This is a genomic window from Nitratiruptor sp. SB155-2, assembly GCF_000010325.1.
GTDB lineage: Bacteria > Campylobacterota > Campylobacteria > Campylobacterales > Nitratiruptoraceae > Nitratiruptor.
The window spans coordinates 1,771,994-1,789,261 of the sequence record NC_009662.1 but is presented as its reverse complement, the minus strand read 5'-3'; the positions used below and the strand labels follow the sequence as shown (position 1 = coordinate 1,789,261).

Sequence of the window (17,268 nt, the reverse complement as noted above, 5' to 3'; positions counted from 1 at the left end):
TAGAAAAAAACAGGATCTGTTATGGCGCTTCAAGAAGTGCAAAAAGAGCTTTTCAGAATCATTGATGGGCTCAAAGACAAAGTTATACATGTTCGAAGAGATATCCACAAACACCCTGAACTCTCGCACCACGAAGAGCACACCAAATATCTTGTCAAAGGGATTTTGGAGATTGAAGGGTATGTGATCAAAGAGTTCGAGACGCATCATGGGCTCGTAGCCGATTTGGTGGTGGATGAAAATAAACCTTTTATAGCAATTCGAGCCGATATGGATGCTCTGCCGATTCAGGAGCAGACGGGCAGACCCTATGCCAGTGAAGTACCTGGAGTGATGCATGCATGCGGACATGATGCACATACGGCAATTGCAGTAGGAGCCGCTATCGCTTTTGCACATGTAAAAGATGAGCTTCCTTGCAATGTTCGCTTCATCTTTCAGCCTGCTGAAGAGGTGAGTGACGGTGGGGCCGAGGAGATGATACGTGATGGGGCACTGGAAAACGTCAAAGCAATTTTTGGACTACATGTCTATCCATACCTGATGACCGGACAAATCGGCTATAAGTATGGTGTTATGATGGCAAGTGCCGATACTTTTGAGATCGAGATTTTTGGCAAAAGCGCTCATGGAGCAAGACCCCATGAAGGGGTGGATGCGATTTTGGTGGCTTCCATGTGTGTGAACTCACTCAATCATATCATATCACGCCGTATCGATCCGCTCCATCCAGCAGTCATTACCCTTGGGACGATTGAAGGTGGGACTGCACCCAATGTGATTTGTGATCATGTAAAACTTACCGGGACTGTTCGAACGGTGAATGAAAAGGTAAGAAAAAAGATTCCAGCGATGATGGAAGATACCATTTATGGGATATGTCACTCCATGGGAGCGAAATATTCGTTTCACTATACCTATGGCAATCCGGAACTTGTCAATGATGATGCGATGGTAGACATAGTGGTAGAAGTTGCAAAAGAGATCATTGGCAAAGAGAACGTGATCGATCTAAAAGAGCCGGTCATGGGAGGTGAGGATTTTAGCAGATACCTTGAGATTGTACCAGGTGCTTTTTTTCGTCTTGGAGTATGTAATCCTGAAAAAGAAACTTGCGTAGCGCAGCATAATCCAAAATTTGATGTAGATGAGGATGCCCTGCCAATTGGCATGAAAATTTTAAGCGCAGCAGCTTTGATGGCCATGGAAGTGCAGTGTGAAAAATAGATTTTTTATCAAAACCTATAATGATATCGAGTTTTTCAAACCGGTACAGAAGTTTTTACAAGAGTTGTGCGAAATTGTCTCTTTCCCAAAAAAAGAGCGTGATGAATTGATTGAAGCAGTCCGGGAACTTTATGAAAATGCTGTGGAGCATGCCTATGAGAGAGAGGAAGAGGGAATTATTGAGATTGAGTGTGAAATTTTTCACAACGGTATCAAAGTGGATATAAGAGATATGGGGATTCCCTTTGATCCAAAGCTTTTTGGACGAGTACCAGTGGATCTAAAAGAGAAAAACAGAGGCCTTAATCGGGTCTATTTGCTTGTAGACAGCTTTAAATATTTCAATCTAGGCTTACAAGGCAAAAAGTTTTCTGTTGTCAAATATGTTCCGATGCATCTACGTCTCAAAGAAGATATTCCTTTTTACAGCGATATAGGTGACGATTTGGACAAAACAGCAAAAGAGCATCTCAAAGACAAACTCACAATTCGCAGTTTCCGAGAGGGGGATGAGGTAGATATCGTAAGGCTTATCTATAAAAATTATGGCTATACCTACTTCAAAGATATTTTCTATTTCCCAGAAAAGATTGTGCAAAAAGAGCGAAGCGGCGCAATTCACTCTATAGTTGCTGAGGTTGATGACAAGATAGTGGGACATTTTGCTCTTGTCATGGTACCTCATTCCAATACAGCCGAAATTGGCATTGCTGTTGTGGATCCCCAGTTTAAAGGGATGGGGATCATGAAGGCGATGTTTGAGAAACTCATTCAAAAGGCAAAAGAGCTTCATCTTAGTGCTCTTTTTGGAGAGGCAATCACTTTTCATCCCTTTAGCCAAAGGGCAAATGCCAGATTTGGATTTGTTCCTACCGCTTTGCAGCTTGGAGAGGTGCATCAGATGGTCCGCCTCAAAGGGCATAAATACCCCTTTCGCAATACAAGAGGAGCTGTTGTTGTAGAGTATCTGGTTTTTAATAAGCAAAAGCGAAAAATATTCGTCCCCAAAAGATATAAAGAGTGGATCGAAAAGACCTATAGATTGTGTGAAGTTCCTTTTGAGACAGCAAAAGAAGGGGAAGAAAAAGAGCAGATTGCCATTGAACACAATCCTATCTTTAATATCGCCACCATTGTCATAGATGGGGCAAAAGGATTGAAAGAAAAAGTTACAGCAATCTTTGAAGCGGCAGTGAAAAAACATCCCGATATGGTATACGCTGATATCTGTTTGGCAAGTGTGGCAAATATTGATGAGGTCGTTGAGGTATTACGAAAGCTTGGCTTTTTTTATTGTGGTGTTTTGTTTTTACGCAGGAACGAAAAAGATTATTTGAGGATGCAGCTGGAGCTGGCTGAAAATATCGAAGAGCAAAATATCGTATGTTATAGTGACTTTTGCAAAGCGTTGCATCATTTTATATTACAGGATAAAAGAGATGTTTAAAAGAGTAACCATTTTCTGTCTTTTTGGGTTCCTGTTAGAGGCTTCTGAATGGAAAAAACTGTTACAGCAGTGTCAAAAAGGTGCAGGAAGTGCATGTACGCAAATTGGCTATATGTATGATAAAGCCTTTAACTTGCCAAAAGATGACTACCAAGCGGTCAAGTACTACTCACTTGGCTGTGAACTTGGTGATCAAAGAGGTTGTGTCAATCTAGGTGTGATGTGGGAAAAAGAGCAGGCCAACCTAAAACGAGATCCAAAAAAAATCATGCAGCTTTTCAGCGATGCCTGTGAAGAGGAGTATGGAGTTGGATGCTATTTTCTTGGTTTATCCTATGAAGAGGGAAAACTTGTCAAAAAAGATCTTACAAAAGCTTACCATTACTACCATCAAGCCTGCAATCTGGGAGTAGAGGAGGCGTGTGTGAAAGAAGAGGAACTCAACTTCAAAAGTCATAAATGATTTACATCTTTAAAACATAGAGATTTGGCAGCTCTTTTTTAAGTTTTTGCAGCTCTTCTTGAAAATTTTCCAAACCTTGAGCCCGAAGATATCGTAGTTTTTTACATTGCCGGAGAGGCTCAATAGATGCAACGGGGTTGTAGGAGATATCTAGATAGACAAGGTTGTGCATCTTTGCAACCGGTGTAATGTCACAGATTTGGTTGTATGGAGCTACAAGCTTTTTGAGTTTTGGCAAATTTTGCAGAGGCGAAATATCGGTTATCCGGTTTTTCCCGATGAAAAGATATTTAAGATTATGGAAGTTTTGAAGAGGTGAGAGATCTTGGATCTGGTTATTCGTCAGTGCCACTTTTCGAAGATGCGGGATAGTTGCCAACAGTTCGATGTTTTTTATATGGTTGTTGGATAGAGCGATGTTTTCTAAAAATTTCATTTGCGCTACCTCTTGCGGGATAACTTCGAGATCCTGCCCACGCAGATCGAGATAGTATCGTCTCAATTCCATCGTCTCTTTTAAGATTTTTTCGATCATTCTTCCTCCGTATTGTATGCTCTATCACCTGCATCGCCAAGACCTGGGATGATATATTTTTTATCGTTGAGATGATCGTCGATCTGTGCGATATATATATCTACATTTTCATTAGCACTTTGGGCATACTCCAGTCCCTCTTGGACACCAACGATATTGAGTGTTATGATTTTAGCGGGATTTTCTTTACCAACTATCTTGATGGCATCATGCAGCGATCCGCCTGTTGCCACCATAGGATCACAGAGAAAGACGGTTTTGTTTTCAAGTTTTGGGAATCGCTTATAGTAGACAATCGGCTCAAATGTGCTTTCATCTCTTTTCATTGCCAAAAATCCGGCTTTTGCCTTTGGAAAAAGAGGCAATACCCCTTCCATCATGGGAATGCCCGCTCGAAGAATCGGGATGAAAACGAAATTCTCTTCATCCAAAAAGCCAAACTCCTTTGAACCGATCCATGTGGAGATGGTTTTGGGGACAAGCTGCTGATTACGCAGGGCTTCGAAAAGAAGAAACTGAGCAATAGTGCCGATATACTCTCGCATCCGCTGTGCGTCGATGGAGATGTCGCGGATGGAATTGACAAGGTGTTTGATAAGCGGATGGGTTGAGTGATATATCATAGATAGTCCTTGAATCCTAAAATAAGAGCAACCTGTTCCTCAAGAATAAAAAGCTCTTTTTGTGTGAGCAGAGTAAGAGGTTTTGGGATAATTCTTTGTGTATCTATAGCACGAATTTGATCACATAAAATGTCTGAATCCTGTTCAAGATGGTCTCGTTTATTGAGTCGAAATCGCAAAGGGTAGGCATCATCGACAAGCTTGGTGCTTAGAGGAAGTACGATTATTGTTGGGTGTTCGATTTCATTGAGAAAATCTGTTTGAAAAATAAGAACAGGTCTTAACTTTCCTACTTCTTTGCCTTTTCTTGGATTGAGATCGGCAAGATAGATTTCCCCTCTTTTATACACAATCTAATCCATCATTGATGCTGTTTTCAAACTCTTTTATTATAATGTTATCTTCCCTTGTTTTGAGTGAAGCTTGCTGCATTTTTCTTTTTATTTTTTCAAGATAGATCTTTTTTTCATACTCTTTAATGGCTCTACGAATAAGCTCACTTTTGCTGAGTTTAAGTGTTTTAGAAAGAGTTGTTATCTCCTCAAAAAACTCCTCATCTGTCTTGAGTGTTATTGTTTTCATAATTACTTCCTTTCGTAATACTATTATAAGTAATTACACTCTTTTTTGCAAGTTTTGTTGCATTTCTATGAGAGAAGCTTTGATATAATCATTGAAAACCCAAGGAGGTCACTATGGCCGAAGCAAACAGCTATCCAAGCTATTATCATGAACCGGAAGTTGTCAAAGAGAGTATCTTCAAAGGCTCCGAAGCGCTGCAAAAGGCTCCGGAAATTGTAGGAGTGCCCACGGGGATAGAAGGTTTGGATGACCTTTTTTTCACTCTCAAAGAAGAAAAAGGAAAACTCAAGCAGGTCCCACTTGGTGGCATTCCGAAATATAGCGTTTTCAATCTAACGGGAGTCAATGATACGGGGAAGAGTCTGATGGCAGAGCAATTTGCGGTAGAACAGGCGAGGAAAGGCGAGAAAGTCGCTTTCATTACAGTGGAGACTCCGGCAAATTTCGTGATCTCTTCCATCAAATATCGTGCACTTGCCATGGGGTACAAGTTTGAGGATTTTGAAGACAATATCATTTTGATCGATGCGGCAAGTCATTCGAAACTGAGAGAAAATATCCCTGATCTTTTGGCAACTCTTGCCTATGCCATCAAGGAGTTTAAGATCAACTACACGGTGATCGACTCTGTAACGGGTCTTTTTGAGAACAAAGAGATGATGGCAAGAGCTATCGTTAGACGGGTCTACAACTTTTTGAAAAAGTGGTACCAAACAGCCATTTTGATCTCACAAAAAAGAAGCGGTCACGAAGAGCTTAGCAGTGAAGCGGCAGGTGGATATGCGGTTGGCCATATCGTTGATGGAACGATGGTAGTGGCAAAGGAACTGATTGTCAGCCAGTATGCTGCCAGGATGTATAAGGCAAAACTGGGTGATTTGATACGCCTATTTCGAATCGACGGGTGTCGAATGAGCGGGCACGATACGAAAACCCATTTTATGGAGATTACCGAAACGGGACTCGTTAGGATTTTGGGTCCTTTGGGTGAATAAGAAGTGACTACATAGGCTCAACATCTGCTTGTATGAGTCACTACCAAATAAAGGAGGAAAAAAATGATTATTTTAAGTGGAACTGGATTTAATATTGACGAAAAAGGGTTGGAGAGACTGGTTGAGCGGGTTTTTTTCAAATCGATCGATCTTTTGGGAGGCCTCAAAAAGTTGGCGGAGTTTCGAACTCTCACATGGCTGCCAAGTCTTGCCAGATCTGCATTTGCCGTGGTTTTACGAGAAGAGTATCTCAAGAGTGAAGATGAGATCGCCGAGTATGTAGGGCTGACAAGAAACACGGTGCGAAATATCTTAAGGGCCGATCCGGATCAGGCGATGTACAAGATAGAGCATCTTGATGAGTTGAGTAGTGAGGAGAAAAAAGAGCTCAAAGTCCATACAGCAGGCGGTGTGGCAAAACTAGCCTACAAGCTTGTAAAAGAGGGACAAGATTCTCAAACGATGCTCGATTTTTGTCATGCAATGGCGGCAGAATCACTTAAAGAGGCAAGTTGTGAGAGTCCATGGGCCTATATAGTGCTTAAAAAGAGCAAAGGCATCACCTATCCTATTACGGATAGCCAGGAGCTGCAAAGTAGACTTGCAGGAGTGCAGATTAAAGGAGTAGATGGAAGCGAGGTGGCAAACAACATCGCATACCCTGTCAAAACGCCTGCCGAGCTTCTGCATGAGATCAAGCTCTACCTCCAAGCTCAAGGAAAAGCGTGATCGATCTTGTCTACAAGGGGCTTTGCCCCAACTGTGGCGGTGATATCTGTAGTGATCGCTTAGATAAAGGGCTGCTGTGCAAGCGCTGTATGCCAAAGGAGGGTGAGCCTTGTGAAGTTTTGAAAGAGGGGGAATTTGTCAAGGTATGTGAAGTAGAGCAAAGAAGTGTGGAGTTTGAAGCTTTTTTCAAAGAGAAAAATGGATTTTTGCTCCGTCAAATTCAAAAAAGCTGGGCAAAGCGATTTTTTCTTGGACACTCTTTTGCTCTACTGGCACCCACGGGAGTTGGAAAAACCACATTTGGTTTGAGCCTGGCTTCCTTTTTGGACCAAAAGAGCTATCTTCTTTTTCCAACACAGCTTCTTGTCAATCAAGCAGTAGAAAAGCTGCGTTTGCTTGGAATTGAGCCTCTTTTTTACGATTCTGGCTTTTCAAAAAGCAAAAAAGATGAAGTCAAAGCCAAGATCGCTTCTGGCGATTTTGAGATTTTGGTAACGACGACCGCCTTTTTTTATAAAAATTTCGATTCTATCCCAAAAGCGTTTGGTTTCGTTTTTATCGATGATGTGGACAGTATTTTAAAGAGTGCCAGAAATATCGACAAAGTGATGCTTCTTTTGGGATTTAGCCAAGAGGATATAGATGCTGCGATGCAGTTTATCGATCATAAAATAAAAGGTGATCTCAGCTATGAAGAGTTTGAACAGTGGCAAGCAAAGATAGAGGCTATTCGCTCACATGCCAAAGCACAGTTGATTGTCTCAAGTGCCACCGCAAATCCAAGAAGCAGACGAGTGGGACTCTTTCGAGAGCTACTCGGATTTGAGGTGAGCAGGCCCTCCATTACCGTTAGAAATGTTGAAGATCTGTATGAGAAGCCAGAAAAGCTTTGGGAAAGAAGCGTAGAACTCGTGGAGCGTCTTGGCAGAGGCGGACTTCTTTTTTTGCCGGGCAACGAGACAAAAGAGAGGCTGCAGGAGTTTTTGGCCTTTTTGGAGCAAAAAGGGGTCAAAGCACAAAGTTACGAGGATTTTGACGCGAAAGCTTTTGAAGAGGGTGAGGTTGAGGTTCTAGTCGGGTTTGCCAGCTATCGCAATCCCTTGGCAAGAGGGATCGATATGCCGGCAACCATTCGATACGCCCTCTTTGTTGGCGTGCCAAAACTGGAATTTACGCTCGATATTACAAAGCACACCTCTTTATACTTTTTTCTGCTCGCTTTGTTGCCTGTGATAAGAAACCATCCAAATTTTCATCAGTTTATGCAATATGTAAACTACCTCAAACGGCTGGTGAGGGTTCCTACTGAGAGACTCAACGAAAAAGCGAAAGCTAGAGTCCAGACCATCTACCATGATATTCTTGCGATTTTGGATGAAGAGCTCATAGATGCCATCAACAAAACCCCGGATGTCTCTTTGGTCAAAGAGGATGAGTATTTCAAAATCATCACTGCCGATGTAACAGGCTATATACAGGCAAGCGGAAGGACCAGCAGGCTCTATGTAGGAGGACTTTCCAAGGGACTCAGTTATCTGCTGGTGGACAGTGAAAAAACCTTTTCGAGTTTGCAAAAAAAGGTGCGGTGGTTTAGTGAGGAGATCGTTTTTAAAAGTGCAAAAGAGGCAGATATTGATGCAATCCTCAAAATCATTGACGAGGATCGAAAAAAGATCGCTCTGGCGCTGCAGGGAAAATTTCAAGAAGCAAAAGAGTTTTTTACCACCTCTTTGGTTATTGTCGAATCTCCAAACAAGGCAAGAACCATAGCAAACTTCTACGGAAAGCCGATGGTGCGAGACCTTGGGGGTATCCGAGTCTATGAAGTGGCAAAAGAAGGCAAGATCTTATCCATCACCGCTTCCAAAGGGCACGTTGTAGATTTGCAGAAGCAAGAGGGTGTGTATGGTGTTTTGCGCCAAGAGCATTTCATTCCTCTTTTTGAGCCAATCGATGAGAACAAAAGGCGTATCATAGAGGCTTTAAGAAGGATCGGCGTGGAAGTACAGGATGTCTATATCGCTACTGATCCCGATGTAGAGGGAGAAAAGATCAGTTACGATTTGCAGCTTTTGACAAAACCCTACAATCATACTGTTCAAAGAGCCGAATTTCACGAAGTGACCAAGAGAGCTTTCGATGAAGCCCTGAGTCATCCAAGAGATTTCGATGAAAACCTGGTCAAAGCCCAACTGGTTCGACGCATTGCCGATCGATGGATTGGCTTTAGCCTCTCACAGATGCTGCAAAAAAAGCTTCAAAAGAGCTGGCTCAGTGCCGGGAGGGTACAGAGTGCCGTGTTGGAGTGGATAGTACTCAGAGAAAAGGAGGCAAAAGAGAAGATTTTTGTTGTTCATGTCAGTTTTCGAGGCTTGGAGGCGGAGTTTGTTTTCGATGAGAAGCAAAAGGCAAAAGATTTTTATGAAAGGCTCGAAGTTGTTGAAGTCAGATTCATACAAAAAGAGACAAAAGAGCTTTTTAGAACCCCTTTTACAACAGATGCGATGCTCTATGCAGCCTCCAGCGAGCTGCACTTTTCTCCGCAAAAAACGATGCAGCTGGCACAAGATCTTTTTGAAAGCGGATTTATTACCTATCACAGAACCGACTCTACGCGCATCAGTAGCGTGGGTATCGCCATAGCAAAAGAGTATATCCAAAGCCGTTTTGGTCAAGACTATTTTGTTCCAAGAAGCCATAGTAAAGCCGGAGGGGCTCATGAGGCGATCAGACCTACAAAGGCGATGGATGCACAGGAGCTGGAGCAGTTTTTGCAGATGCAAAACAGTAACCTCACACAAGATCATCTGAAACTGTATGATCTTATCTTCAAAAACTTTATCGCTTCGCAGATGAAAAGTGCAAAAATAGAGGAGATTGCGGCTCAAGTAGAGGCATTTGACCAAAAAACCACGATCCGTTTTTATGATGAAATAGTTGAACACGGTATCGACTTGATCCTTCCTGTGCAGTTGCACCAATTGCAAGAGGGCAGGTACGCTGTACAAAAAGAGCTTTTAACCAGATCCAAAGTTCCAAAATACAGCTATGCCGATGTTATTCGACTGATGAAAGAGCGAGGAATAGGAAGACCGTCTACCTATGCTATAACAATTCAAAAACTGCAAGAGCGTCATTATATTGTTCAGCGGCGAGGTATTTTATATCCAACCAAATTGGGACAAGAAGTGTATGAAGAGCTCAGGAAAAATCCTGAGGTGTATACATTTGTCAATGAACATTATACAAAAGAGCTTGAGGCTTTGATGGATAGGGTGGAAAAAGGGGAAGTCTCTTATGAAGAAGTAGTGGAGAGTTTATATCTCCAGCTCAAAGAGCGGATAGAGTTTTAAAATTTTTGTAAAAATTCAAGCATCTCTTCAAAAGGCATCGGTTTGGCATAGTAGTAGCCTTGGATATAATCGATTCCAATCTTCTCTAAAAACTGGGCTTGCTCTTTTGTCTCCACTCCTTCGGCAACGGTATCCATTCCAAGTTTGTCTGCCATTTCAATAGTGCTTTCTACTATTGCTTGATCTTTATTGTCGTTTATAATGTGATCAATAAAAGTTTTATCGATTTTGATAGTATCGATTGGAAGTTTTTTGAGATATTGGAGCGAAGAGTGTCCTGTTCCAAAATCATCAAGTGCAACTTTGATACCAAAGGAGTGGAGTTTTTGGAGGTAATGCATTGCTTTGTTGATATCCTCCATGACTGCGCTTTCAGTTACTTCAAGCTCAATGAGCCCTTTTTGAATGTACTCTTTTTTAATGTTTGTAGTGATTTGCTCAATAAGTTTATCGGTAGCAAAGTGTCGTGCTGAGATATTGATAGCAATTGGGCTTTCGATGCCATTTTGCTGGAGTTGATCCAAGAGTCTATCGACCTCTTGAAAAATCCATTCGGTCAAAGGAATGATCAATGCGCTCTCTTCGGCCAGTGGGATAAATTTAGAAGGGGGAATGAATCCTCTTGTTGGATGGTTCCATCGAATTAGCGCTTCGAACCCTTCTACTTTCTTTGTTCGTACAGATATTTTTGGCTGCAGATAGAGCATCAGTTCATTCTTTTCTATCGCCTTTTTGAGTTCTTGCTTAAGCGTCACTTTTTCCAAAGCCTCTTGTTGCATATTTTCTTGAAAGAGGACGCAACGGTTCTTTTTCTCTTTCGCTTTGTACATAGCGATATCGGCAGCTTTTAATAGTTCATTTGCATTTTTGGCATCTTGAGGGAAAAGAGCGATACCGATACTCATCTGTACAGTGATAGGACGATCATCCACCATAAGAGGCTGTTGAAAAGCGTTTTGCAAGCGGCAAGCCAGTTCCAGTGCTTTTGATGGTGAAGAGATACCTGGTGCAAGAACCACGAATTCGTCGCCTCCAAGACGTGCAGCGATATCCTCTTCTCGCAAAAGCGACTTGAGTCTTTTTACAAAGGCTTGCAAGAGTTTATCTCCTGTATCGTGCCCAAGGGTATCGTTGATCTCTTTGAAATTGTCCAGATCGATAAAAAGAAGTGCAAAAGGAAAGGATTCTCTTTTTCCAAGAGCGATGAATTCATCGAGAGTTTGAAGAAAACTGACTCGATTGGCAAGTTTTGTCAGTGGGTCGTAAAACGCCAGTTTTTGGATCGTCTCTTGTTTTTTGGCCAGTTCAGTGATATCTTTTGTAATCGCGGCGTAGTGGGTGATTTTGTTCGTTAAAGGATCTTTAATGGCAAAGATACTTTGCAGAGCATAAAAAAGAGAGCCATCCTTTCTTTTGTCTACTATCTCGCCAGACCACTCCCCTTTTTTCAAAATATTTTTCCACATCTTTTGGTAAAAAGAGCTATCTTGTAAGCCCGATTTCAAAAACTCTTCCGGCTTTTTGCCTATGATTTCCTCTTTTGTATATCCGCTCATCTTTTCAAAAGCCCGATTGCAATCTACAATATTTTTTGCATGATCGGTTATGAGCACAGCATCGTCACTATTTTGAATAACATTTTTCATCACTGTCGCTCGTTCGATCGCCTGTTTTTGCGCTTCGATCAACCTGTTTATAGGAGTAAAAAAGAGGCATTTTGTATTTTCGGTTGGCAAGAGAAGTTTTCCAAGCTCTTGATATTTTAAAAGAAAAAATCGATACAGGAAAAAGAAAAGAAGTGCGAGTAAAAGTGCCATAATGGCAAAAAGAGTAAAAAAGAGTTTTTGAATGGCATAGGTCCGCTGCTCGATCAACGGTAGCAGATCGTATACGATAATCATAACCCCTTTTTCGATTCTTCGTTTGTTTGGATTGTATAGATAATGCAGCGGAATCACCGCTTCGATGAACCTACCATCCTCTATATGGACATTGTATCTCTTTTTGTCAATCTCGTTTAAAAGATGTTTTGCTCTTTGTGTGTCGATGGCTTCTTCAAATCTTTTTCCGATCCATTTGCGCCTGTTCGCATAGCGTACAACTTTGTTGGGACATAGAAGGAAGATCTGCTGAACATGTTTTTTGGTAGCAAATCGAACCAGTTCTCTTTGAATGAGACGCGGTTTTTTTTGCAAGGAGTACTCTTCGAGAAGACTTTTCAGCAAAAAGATATCCTCCTTAGCGTGTTCCAGCTCTTGCTCGAGGGTGACTGTTTTGATTTTATCGATCGTTACAAAGTAGATTGACCAGAAGGAACCAGCCAAGAGCAGGAGAGACAAAAGAGGATGGATAAAGATTGATTCCAGCCATTTTTTCATCTGCTCTCCTCGCATGAATCTATAAGAGCAAAAGAGAAGAGATTCTGGATTTTTGGAGTATATTGTACATATCCTTCTTCTTGTACAATAGAAGCGACTTTAAAAATATGTTTTTGCAATGCCTTGCTTCTATAGACGTGCTTATTTGTACTACACCCCGGTAGTTGAACGCCCATCAAAGCGTCTCTTGCTTCGCGAGGTGTAATATGCAAATAGTTTGCGACTATTTGCATACTTGAGTCGGGGTCTGCTTGTATAAATGTGACTCCTTTTTGGTATGCCTGGATCAGCTTTTTCAATGTGAAAGTTTTGATCAAACTGTTATGCACTACAAGAAGATCGATAATTTCATAAGGAATTTGGCTGCTGTCGAAAACCGTATGCATGCCATTGTTTATAAGCTCTGTTTTAATAGGCTCAAAAGTTGCTGCTGCATCGACTCTTTTTTGCTTCCACGCTGTAAGAGCCTCATCATATTTCAGTGGCTTCGGGATAATGTCGCCTCTTGTAAGGTTGCCTTTTTGCAATGCTCTGTCTAAAAGGTACTCTTGTACACTTTTTGGCTCAAAGGCTACTCTTTTATGGCGTAGATCTTGCAAACTCTTAATCTCTGGAGCTGCCACGATGGCATCGGCTCCATTAGAGTAGTCGATGAGCCAGACGGCTTTGTAGCTGTTCAGGTCTCTATAGTTTATAAGCACTTCATCGAGAGTCAAAGCGGCGCTTTCCAAAGTACCAAGCTTCAATGCCTCGATGATGTCGTAGTTGGAAGGAAAGTCGACTATTTTAATGTTGTTTGGAAGCCATCCTTTCGCTTCTGCCACATACAGTGGTGCGTACCCTATCCAGTTTACGAGTCCTACGCGGAGTGTTGTTGAGGGTTTGTGCGTACATCCCACTCCAAACAAAAAAATGACGAACACAAGAAGAGCTTGTACTCTATTCATGATATCTATCCAAGGAATATGCCATAATTATGATTATATAATAAGGTCTATATGAACAATCTTTTATGTATAGTTTTTATTGTGTAATAAAGCATAAGTTTGTAAAAAAATTGAAAAGAGGTATGACGATGAAGATCTTGATAACAGGGATTGGCAGTGGACTTGGTGAGGCTTTGGCGAAGCTCTATTTGGAAGCTGGCAAGGAGGTGTACGCTTTAAGTAGAACGCTTCCAAGAAGTTTGGTAAACTTTTCAAATCTTCATTTTATATCTCTTAACCTCCATGCTCACGAAAAGATAGAGCATGCTTTGACAAAGCTTTTGGATGGCGTGGAGCTCGATTTGGCTATTTTAAATGCCGGTATAGTGGGAGAGCTCAAAGATATGAGTGAAATATCTCTACATGAGATTTCAGCAATAATGGATCTCAACGTCTGGGCCAACAAAGTGATCCTGGACGTTTTGAAACGCCATACCGTCCAGCAGATAGTAGCCATCAGCAGTGGAGCAAGTGTAAGTGGGGCAAGGGGATGGAACGCCTATGCGCTGAGTAAAGCTACTCTCAATATGCTTGTCAAACTCTATGCAGCCGAGATGCCAAATACCCATCTGACAGCTTTGGCTCCAGGGCTTATCGACACGCCAATGATGGAGCATATCTTGAAATATGGTGATAAAGAGAAGTTCCCCGTAGTAAAGAGGTTGGAGGAGTCTTCCAAAATGAGTGCCCAAGAAGCTGCCTTGCTTTTAAGTGATAGTTTTAAGAGACTTTTGGAGTATCCAAGCGGTTCATATATCGATATAAGAAATTTACCTTGATGTGATACAATTGCCTCAAAAAAGAGGAGGGGGAGATGAGAAGTTTTTTGATGTATTTGGGGGCACTGGCCGTTATTTTGGGTCTTTTGCAATTTATTCCGACCTATGAAAAAAAAGATTATCCAACAGATCCGAAGTTGGAGGTAAAAGCACCAAAAAAAGTGATGGCAATCTTTAAAAGAAGCTGCTATGACTGCCATTCCAACAAAACAAACTGGCCTTGGTATGCAGATGTTGCACCGATGAGCTGGGTGGTGAGAAGAGATGTGGTTGAAGGAAGAAAAGCGCTCAATTTCAGTATCTGGAACAGCTACAGTGATACAAAGAAAAAAGAGCTTAAAAAGCAGATTTACAGAAGTGTCGTTCTTGCTATGCCACTGCCACAATATCTTTGGCTCCATCCTGAGGCGAAACTCTCCAAAGAGGATAAAAAAATCATACAGGACTGGGCGAGTGATGGGAAAGGATATATCGATCTAGAGGTTCGATAATGAAACCAAAAATTGTAATCATCGAAGATGAGCGAGATTTACTGGAGCTTTTGGAGTATAAGCTTTCCAAAGAGTTTGAGGTGGAGGGCTTTTTGTCCACCAAAAAGGTGCGTGAATTTTTGGATGAGGAGGATGTGGATCTTTTAATAGTGGATCGAAACCTTCCTACGGAGGAGGGAAGCGAGTTTGTCGCGTCGCTTCGCAAAGAGGGGAACGATATTCCTGTGATCTTTTTAACGGCAAAGGATCAGGAAAAAGATGTGGAAGAGGGATTTATCCGAGGAGCGGATGATTACATCACGAAACCTTTCAATTTCAATGAACTGATTTTACGAATCAAGGCGGTTCTCCGCCGTTACAAACCGCAGTTGCAAGACCATATAGAGTATAAAGATATTGTTATGATCCCCTCTTCCAATGAAGTGTTCGTGGATGGCAATCCTATTCATTTGACAAAACTGGAATTTCGTCTTTTGATGGAGTTTGTAGCAAACGCGGGAAGAGTTTTGAGTCGTGATCATCTTTTAGAAAATGTATGGGGCGATATGAAGCAAGAACGCAGCGTCAATGTCGCCATCAAGCGTCTAAAGGAAAAGATCGATCCGAACAAAGAGAAAAACTATATCGAATCGGTGCGGGGCGTTGGATATAAATTATGCTAAGACTTCATAAAATTTTTTTTAACCATCTGTTGCTCCTTTTAGTTCTCCTTTTCGTAGCCCTCGCTTTTGTGAGTTACTATGGCATTAAAAATATCGAGCTAGACAATTTCAGAAAGCTACTGGAAAATGAGATCATTCTAACTGAAGAGATAATAGCCTCTCGTGGAGTTGATGATGATCTGGTCCGTCAAATCGATAAAAAAATAAAAAGCAGGATTACCATCATAAGCGAAGATGGTAAAGTTCTGGCAGAGAGCCGATACGATAAAAAAGAGATGGAGAACCATAGACTCCGACCTGAGGTGCAAGAGGCTTTAAAAAAAGGATGGGGATGGAGCGAACGCTACTCCTCTACCGTTCATCAAAATCTTTTGTATGTCGCACACCGATCTGGTGACAGAATTCTTCGTATCGCCTATCCAGTGGATGAGATCCAAAAACACTTTATGAGATTATGGATCCAATTTTTGCTCATATTTTTGGGACTAATTATTGTTACTTTGATGATCTCTTATCTGATGAGTCAAAAGATAAAGCAAGAGATCGACGGTATTGTTGAGTATGTAAAGAAACTCTCACACAAAGAGTACGATACGCTATACCAAGCGAAATTTGCTCAAGAATTTGAAACCATCACGAAACATTTGCAAAGATTAGCCCAAAATCTCAAAAAACGAGATGCAAAGAAGAGAAAGTTTACGCAAAAAATCAAAGAGATATCCAAACAGCGTAACGATCTCATATCTGCCGTAAGTCATGAGTTCAAAAATCCGGTAGCCATTATTCATGGATATGCTCAGTCACTGTTAGATGAACCGGATATGCCAAAAGCATTACAGCAGCGCTTTATCCAAAAAATTTACCAAGCCAGTGAAAAGATATCTTATATGATAGATAGACTCGCTTTGGCCATGAAATTTGAAAGTAGTTCCATCGAGCTACAAAAAAGTAGATTCGATTTATGTGAATTGGCTCAAGAGGCCGCTACGTTTTTACAGCAAAAATATAAAAACAGAGAATGTACTTTTGAGTGTGGGTCTTGTGAGATCTATGCCGATAAAGCATTGATGGAAACGGTTGTTTTAAACCTTTTGGATAATGCTTTGAAGTATTCTGAATCGGATGTAAGGGTAGTGTGTAAAGATGGAATTTTTTGCGTGGAGGATAGAGGTATCGGCATTAAAGAGGAGCACCAAGAAAAGATCACCAAGAAATTTTATCGAGTCAAACACAGTTTTGATAATTCAATGGGTCTGGGATTATATATAGTCTCATATATTCTCGATTTGCACGGTGTACAACTGCAGATTGAGAGTGAATACAAAAAAGGAAGCAGATTCTGTTTTGAAATAAAAAAACTACAGGAGTATTCATGAAAAAGCTGTTTATGTTGTTGTTGTTTGTTGGGTCTATGTTTGCTGCCTCACCCGATGCGATATTGCAAGATAGTTACTATACTTTGAAAGAGTTTTTGAATATACCTGAAAAGAAGATTCCCAAAAAGCTTTTGCAAAACGCAAAGGCCATAGCCATCATACCTGGTGTAATACGCGGGGGATTTGTCATTGGCGGAAGATACGGAGAAGGGATCTTGATGGTGAGGCATGGTCGAAACTGGAGCGATCCCGTTTTTGTCAAACTTGCAGGAGGGAGTTTCGGATGGCAGATAGGGCTTGAGAGTATCGATGTGATGCTCGTTTTTGAAACACACGAGAGCGTTGATAGACTCGTGAGTGGCAAATTCACCCTTGGGGCCGATGCTTCAGTGGCAGCAGGTCCTGTCGGAAGAGCAGGAGAGGCCAGTACCGATATAAAATTCAGAAGTGAAATCTACTCCTATTCCAAAAGTAGGGGGATCTTCGCAGGACTTACCCTCAAAGGAGCCGTTTTGGACATAGATTATGAGAAGACAAGAAGTTTCTATCATGCTTCATCCAAAAGTGTGATTTTGGGAAGAGTGCATAAAAACAATCGATATATTCAAAAGATAAAAACGCTTTTGAATCGATACCGATGAT

Annotated in this window: 17 protein-coding genes; 11 read left to right on the top strand and 6 right to left on the bottom strand. The window is 41.4% G+C overall.

Going from position 1 to position 17,268, the window contains the following annotated elements:
• The first annotated feature begins 21 nt into the window (after positions 1-21).
• The 3 genes from NIS_RS09405 to NIS_RS09395 are packed head-to-tail and all read left to right on the top strand — an operon-like array spanning position 22 to position 3,137.
• Positions 22-1,227: a M20 family metallopeptidase gene (locus NIS_RS09405; RefSeq protein WP_012083136.1), complete on the top strand. Its 1,206-nt coding sequence runs from the start codon at positions 22-24 to the stop codon at positions 1,225-1,227.
• A complete protein-coding gene (locus tag NIS_RS09400) occupies positions 1,217-2,674 on the top strand; it encodes a GNAT family N-acetyltransferase (protein WP_012083135.1) in 1,458 nt (485 codons plus the stop codon). The genes NIS_RS09405 and NIS_RS09400 overlap by 11 nt, the downstream gene beginning before the upstream one ends.
• Entirely contained in the window at positions 2,667-3,137 is a 471-nt protein-coding gene (locus tag NIS_RS09395) for a tetratricopeptide repeat protein (RefSeq protein WP_041354079.1), read from the top strand. Before NIS_RS09400 ends, NIS_RS09395 begins: the two co-directional genes overlap by 8 nt.
• Position 3,138: 1 nt before the next feature.
• On the opposite strand, the gene NIS_RS09390 is transcribed toward NIS_RS09395, so the two are convergent.
• From NIS_RS09390 to NIS_RS09375, 4 genes are read right to left on the bottom strand one after another with little or no spacing between them, the layout of a single operon-like run.
• Positions 3,139-3,672, bottom strand: coding sequence for a leucine-rich repeat domain-containing protein (locus NIS_RS09390; protein ID WP_012083133.1), 534 nt, complete (start codon positions 3,670-3,672; stop codon positions 3,139-3,141).
• Positions 3,669-4,295 carry a uracil phosphoribosyltransferase gene (upp, locus tag NIS_RS09385; RefSeq protein WP_012083132.1) on the bottom strand — a complete coding sequence of 209 codons (627 nt, stop codon included), beginning with the start codon at positions 4,293-4,295 and terminating at the stop codon, positions 3,669-3,671. Before upp ends, NIS_RS09390 begins: the two co-directional genes overlap by 4 nt.
• Positions 4,292-4,645, bottom strand: coding sequence for a type II toxin-antitoxin system PemK/MazF family toxin (locus NIS_RS09380; protein ID WP_012083131.1), 354 nt, complete (start codon positions 4,643-4,645; stop codon positions 4,292-4,294). The genes upp and NIS_RS09380 overlap by 4 nt, the downstream gene beginning before the upstream one ends.
• Positions 4,638-4,877 carry a CopG family transcriptional regulator gene (locus NIS_RS09375; protein ID WP_012083130.1) on the bottom strand — a complete coding sequence of 80 codons (240 nt, stop codon included), beginning with the start codon at positions 4,875-4,877 and terminating at the stop codon, positions 4,638-4,640. The genes NIS_RS09380 and NIS_RS09375 overlap by 8 nt, the downstream gene beginning before the upstream one ends.
• A 113-nt stretch (positions 4,878-4,990) precedes the next feature.
• Between NIS_RS09375 and NIS_RS09370 the strand changes: the two genes are divergently transcribed.
• The 3 genes from NIS_RS09370 (at position 4,991) to rgy (ending at position 9,954) form a co-directional block, all read left to right on the top strand.
• A complete protein-coding gene (locus NIS_RS09370) occupies positions 4,991-5,872 on the top strand; it encodes a KaiC domain-containing protein (RefSeq protein WP_012083129.1) in 882 nt (293 codons plus the stop codon).
• 63 nt (positions 5,873-5,935) lie between these two features.
• The gene (locus tag NIS_RS09365) at positions 5,936-6,601 is read left to right on the top strand and encodes a hypothetical protein (protein WP_012083128.1); all 666 of its coding nucleotides are present in this window, start codon (positions 5,936-5,938) and stop codon (positions 6,599-6,601) included.
• Positions 6,598-9,954, top strand: coding sequence for a reverse gyrase (gene rgy, locus NIS_RS09360; RefSeq protein WP_012083127.1), 3,357 nt, complete (start codon positions 6,598-6,600; stop codon positions 9,952-9,954). The genes NIS_RS09365 and rgy overlap by 4 nt, the downstream gene beginning before the upstream one ends.
• On the opposite strand, the gene NIS_RS09355 is transcribed toward rgy, so the two are convergent.
• On the bottom strand, positions 9,951-12,332 hold the full coding sequence (locus NIS_RS09355; RefSeq protein WP_012083126.1) for a putative bifunctional diguanylate cyclase/phosphodiesterase: 2,382 nt from the start codon (positions 12,330-12,332) through the stop codon (positions 9,951-9,953). The two genes, rgy and NIS_RS09355, sit on opposite strands and share 4 nt — an antisense overlap.
• Positions 12,329-13,279 (bottom strand): ABC transporter substrate-binding protein, encoded by a 951-nt coding sequence (locus NIS_RS09350; protein ID WP_012083125.1) that lies wholly within the window; start codon positions 13,277-13,279, stop codon positions 12,329-12,331. Before NIS_RS09350 ends, NIS_RS09355 begins: the two co-directional genes overlap by 4 nt.
• A gap of 128 nt (positions 13,280-13,407) precedes the next feature.
• On the opposite strand from NIS_RS09350, the gene NIS_RS09345 reads away from it, so the two are divergent.
• The 5 genes from NIS_RS09345 to NIS_RS09325 are packed head-to-tail and all read left to right on the top strand — an operon-like array spanning position 13,408 to position 17,267.
• Positions 13,408-14,097 (top strand): SDR family NAD(P)-dependent oxidoreductase, encoded by a 690-nt coding sequence (locus tag NIS_RS09345; protein ID WP_012083124.1) that lies wholly within the window; start codon positions 13,408-13,410, stop codon positions 14,095-14,097.
• A gap of 35 nt (positions 14,098-14,132) precedes the next feature.
• Entirely contained in the window at positions 14,133-14,588 is a 456-nt protein-coding gene (locus NIS_RS09340) for a heme-binding domain-containing protein (RefSeq protein ID WP_012083123.1), read from the top strand.
• Entirely contained in the window at positions 14,588-15,250 is a 663-nt protein-coding gene (locus tag NIS_RS09335; protein ID WP_012083122.1) for a response regulator transcription factor, read from the top strand. Before NIS_RS09340 ends, NIS_RS09335 begins: the two co-directional genes overlap by 1 nt.
• Positions 15,244-16,626: a sensor histidine kinase gene (locus NIS_RS09330; protein ID WP_012083121.1), complete on the top strand. Its 1,383-nt coding sequence runs from the start codon at positions 15,244-15,246 to the stop codon at positions 16,624-16,626. Before NIS_RS09335 ends, NIS_RS09330 begins: the two co-directional genes overlap by 7 nt.
• On the top strand, positions 16,623-17,267 hold the full coding sequence (locus tag NIS_RS09325; RefSeq protein ID WP_012083120.1) for a lipid-binding SYLF domain-containing protein: 645 nt from the start codon (positions 16,623-16,625) through the stop codon (positions 17,265-17,267). Before NIS_RS09330 ends, NIS_RS09325 begins: the two co-directional genes overlap by 4 nt.
• Position 17,268 lies beyond the last annotated feature (1 nt).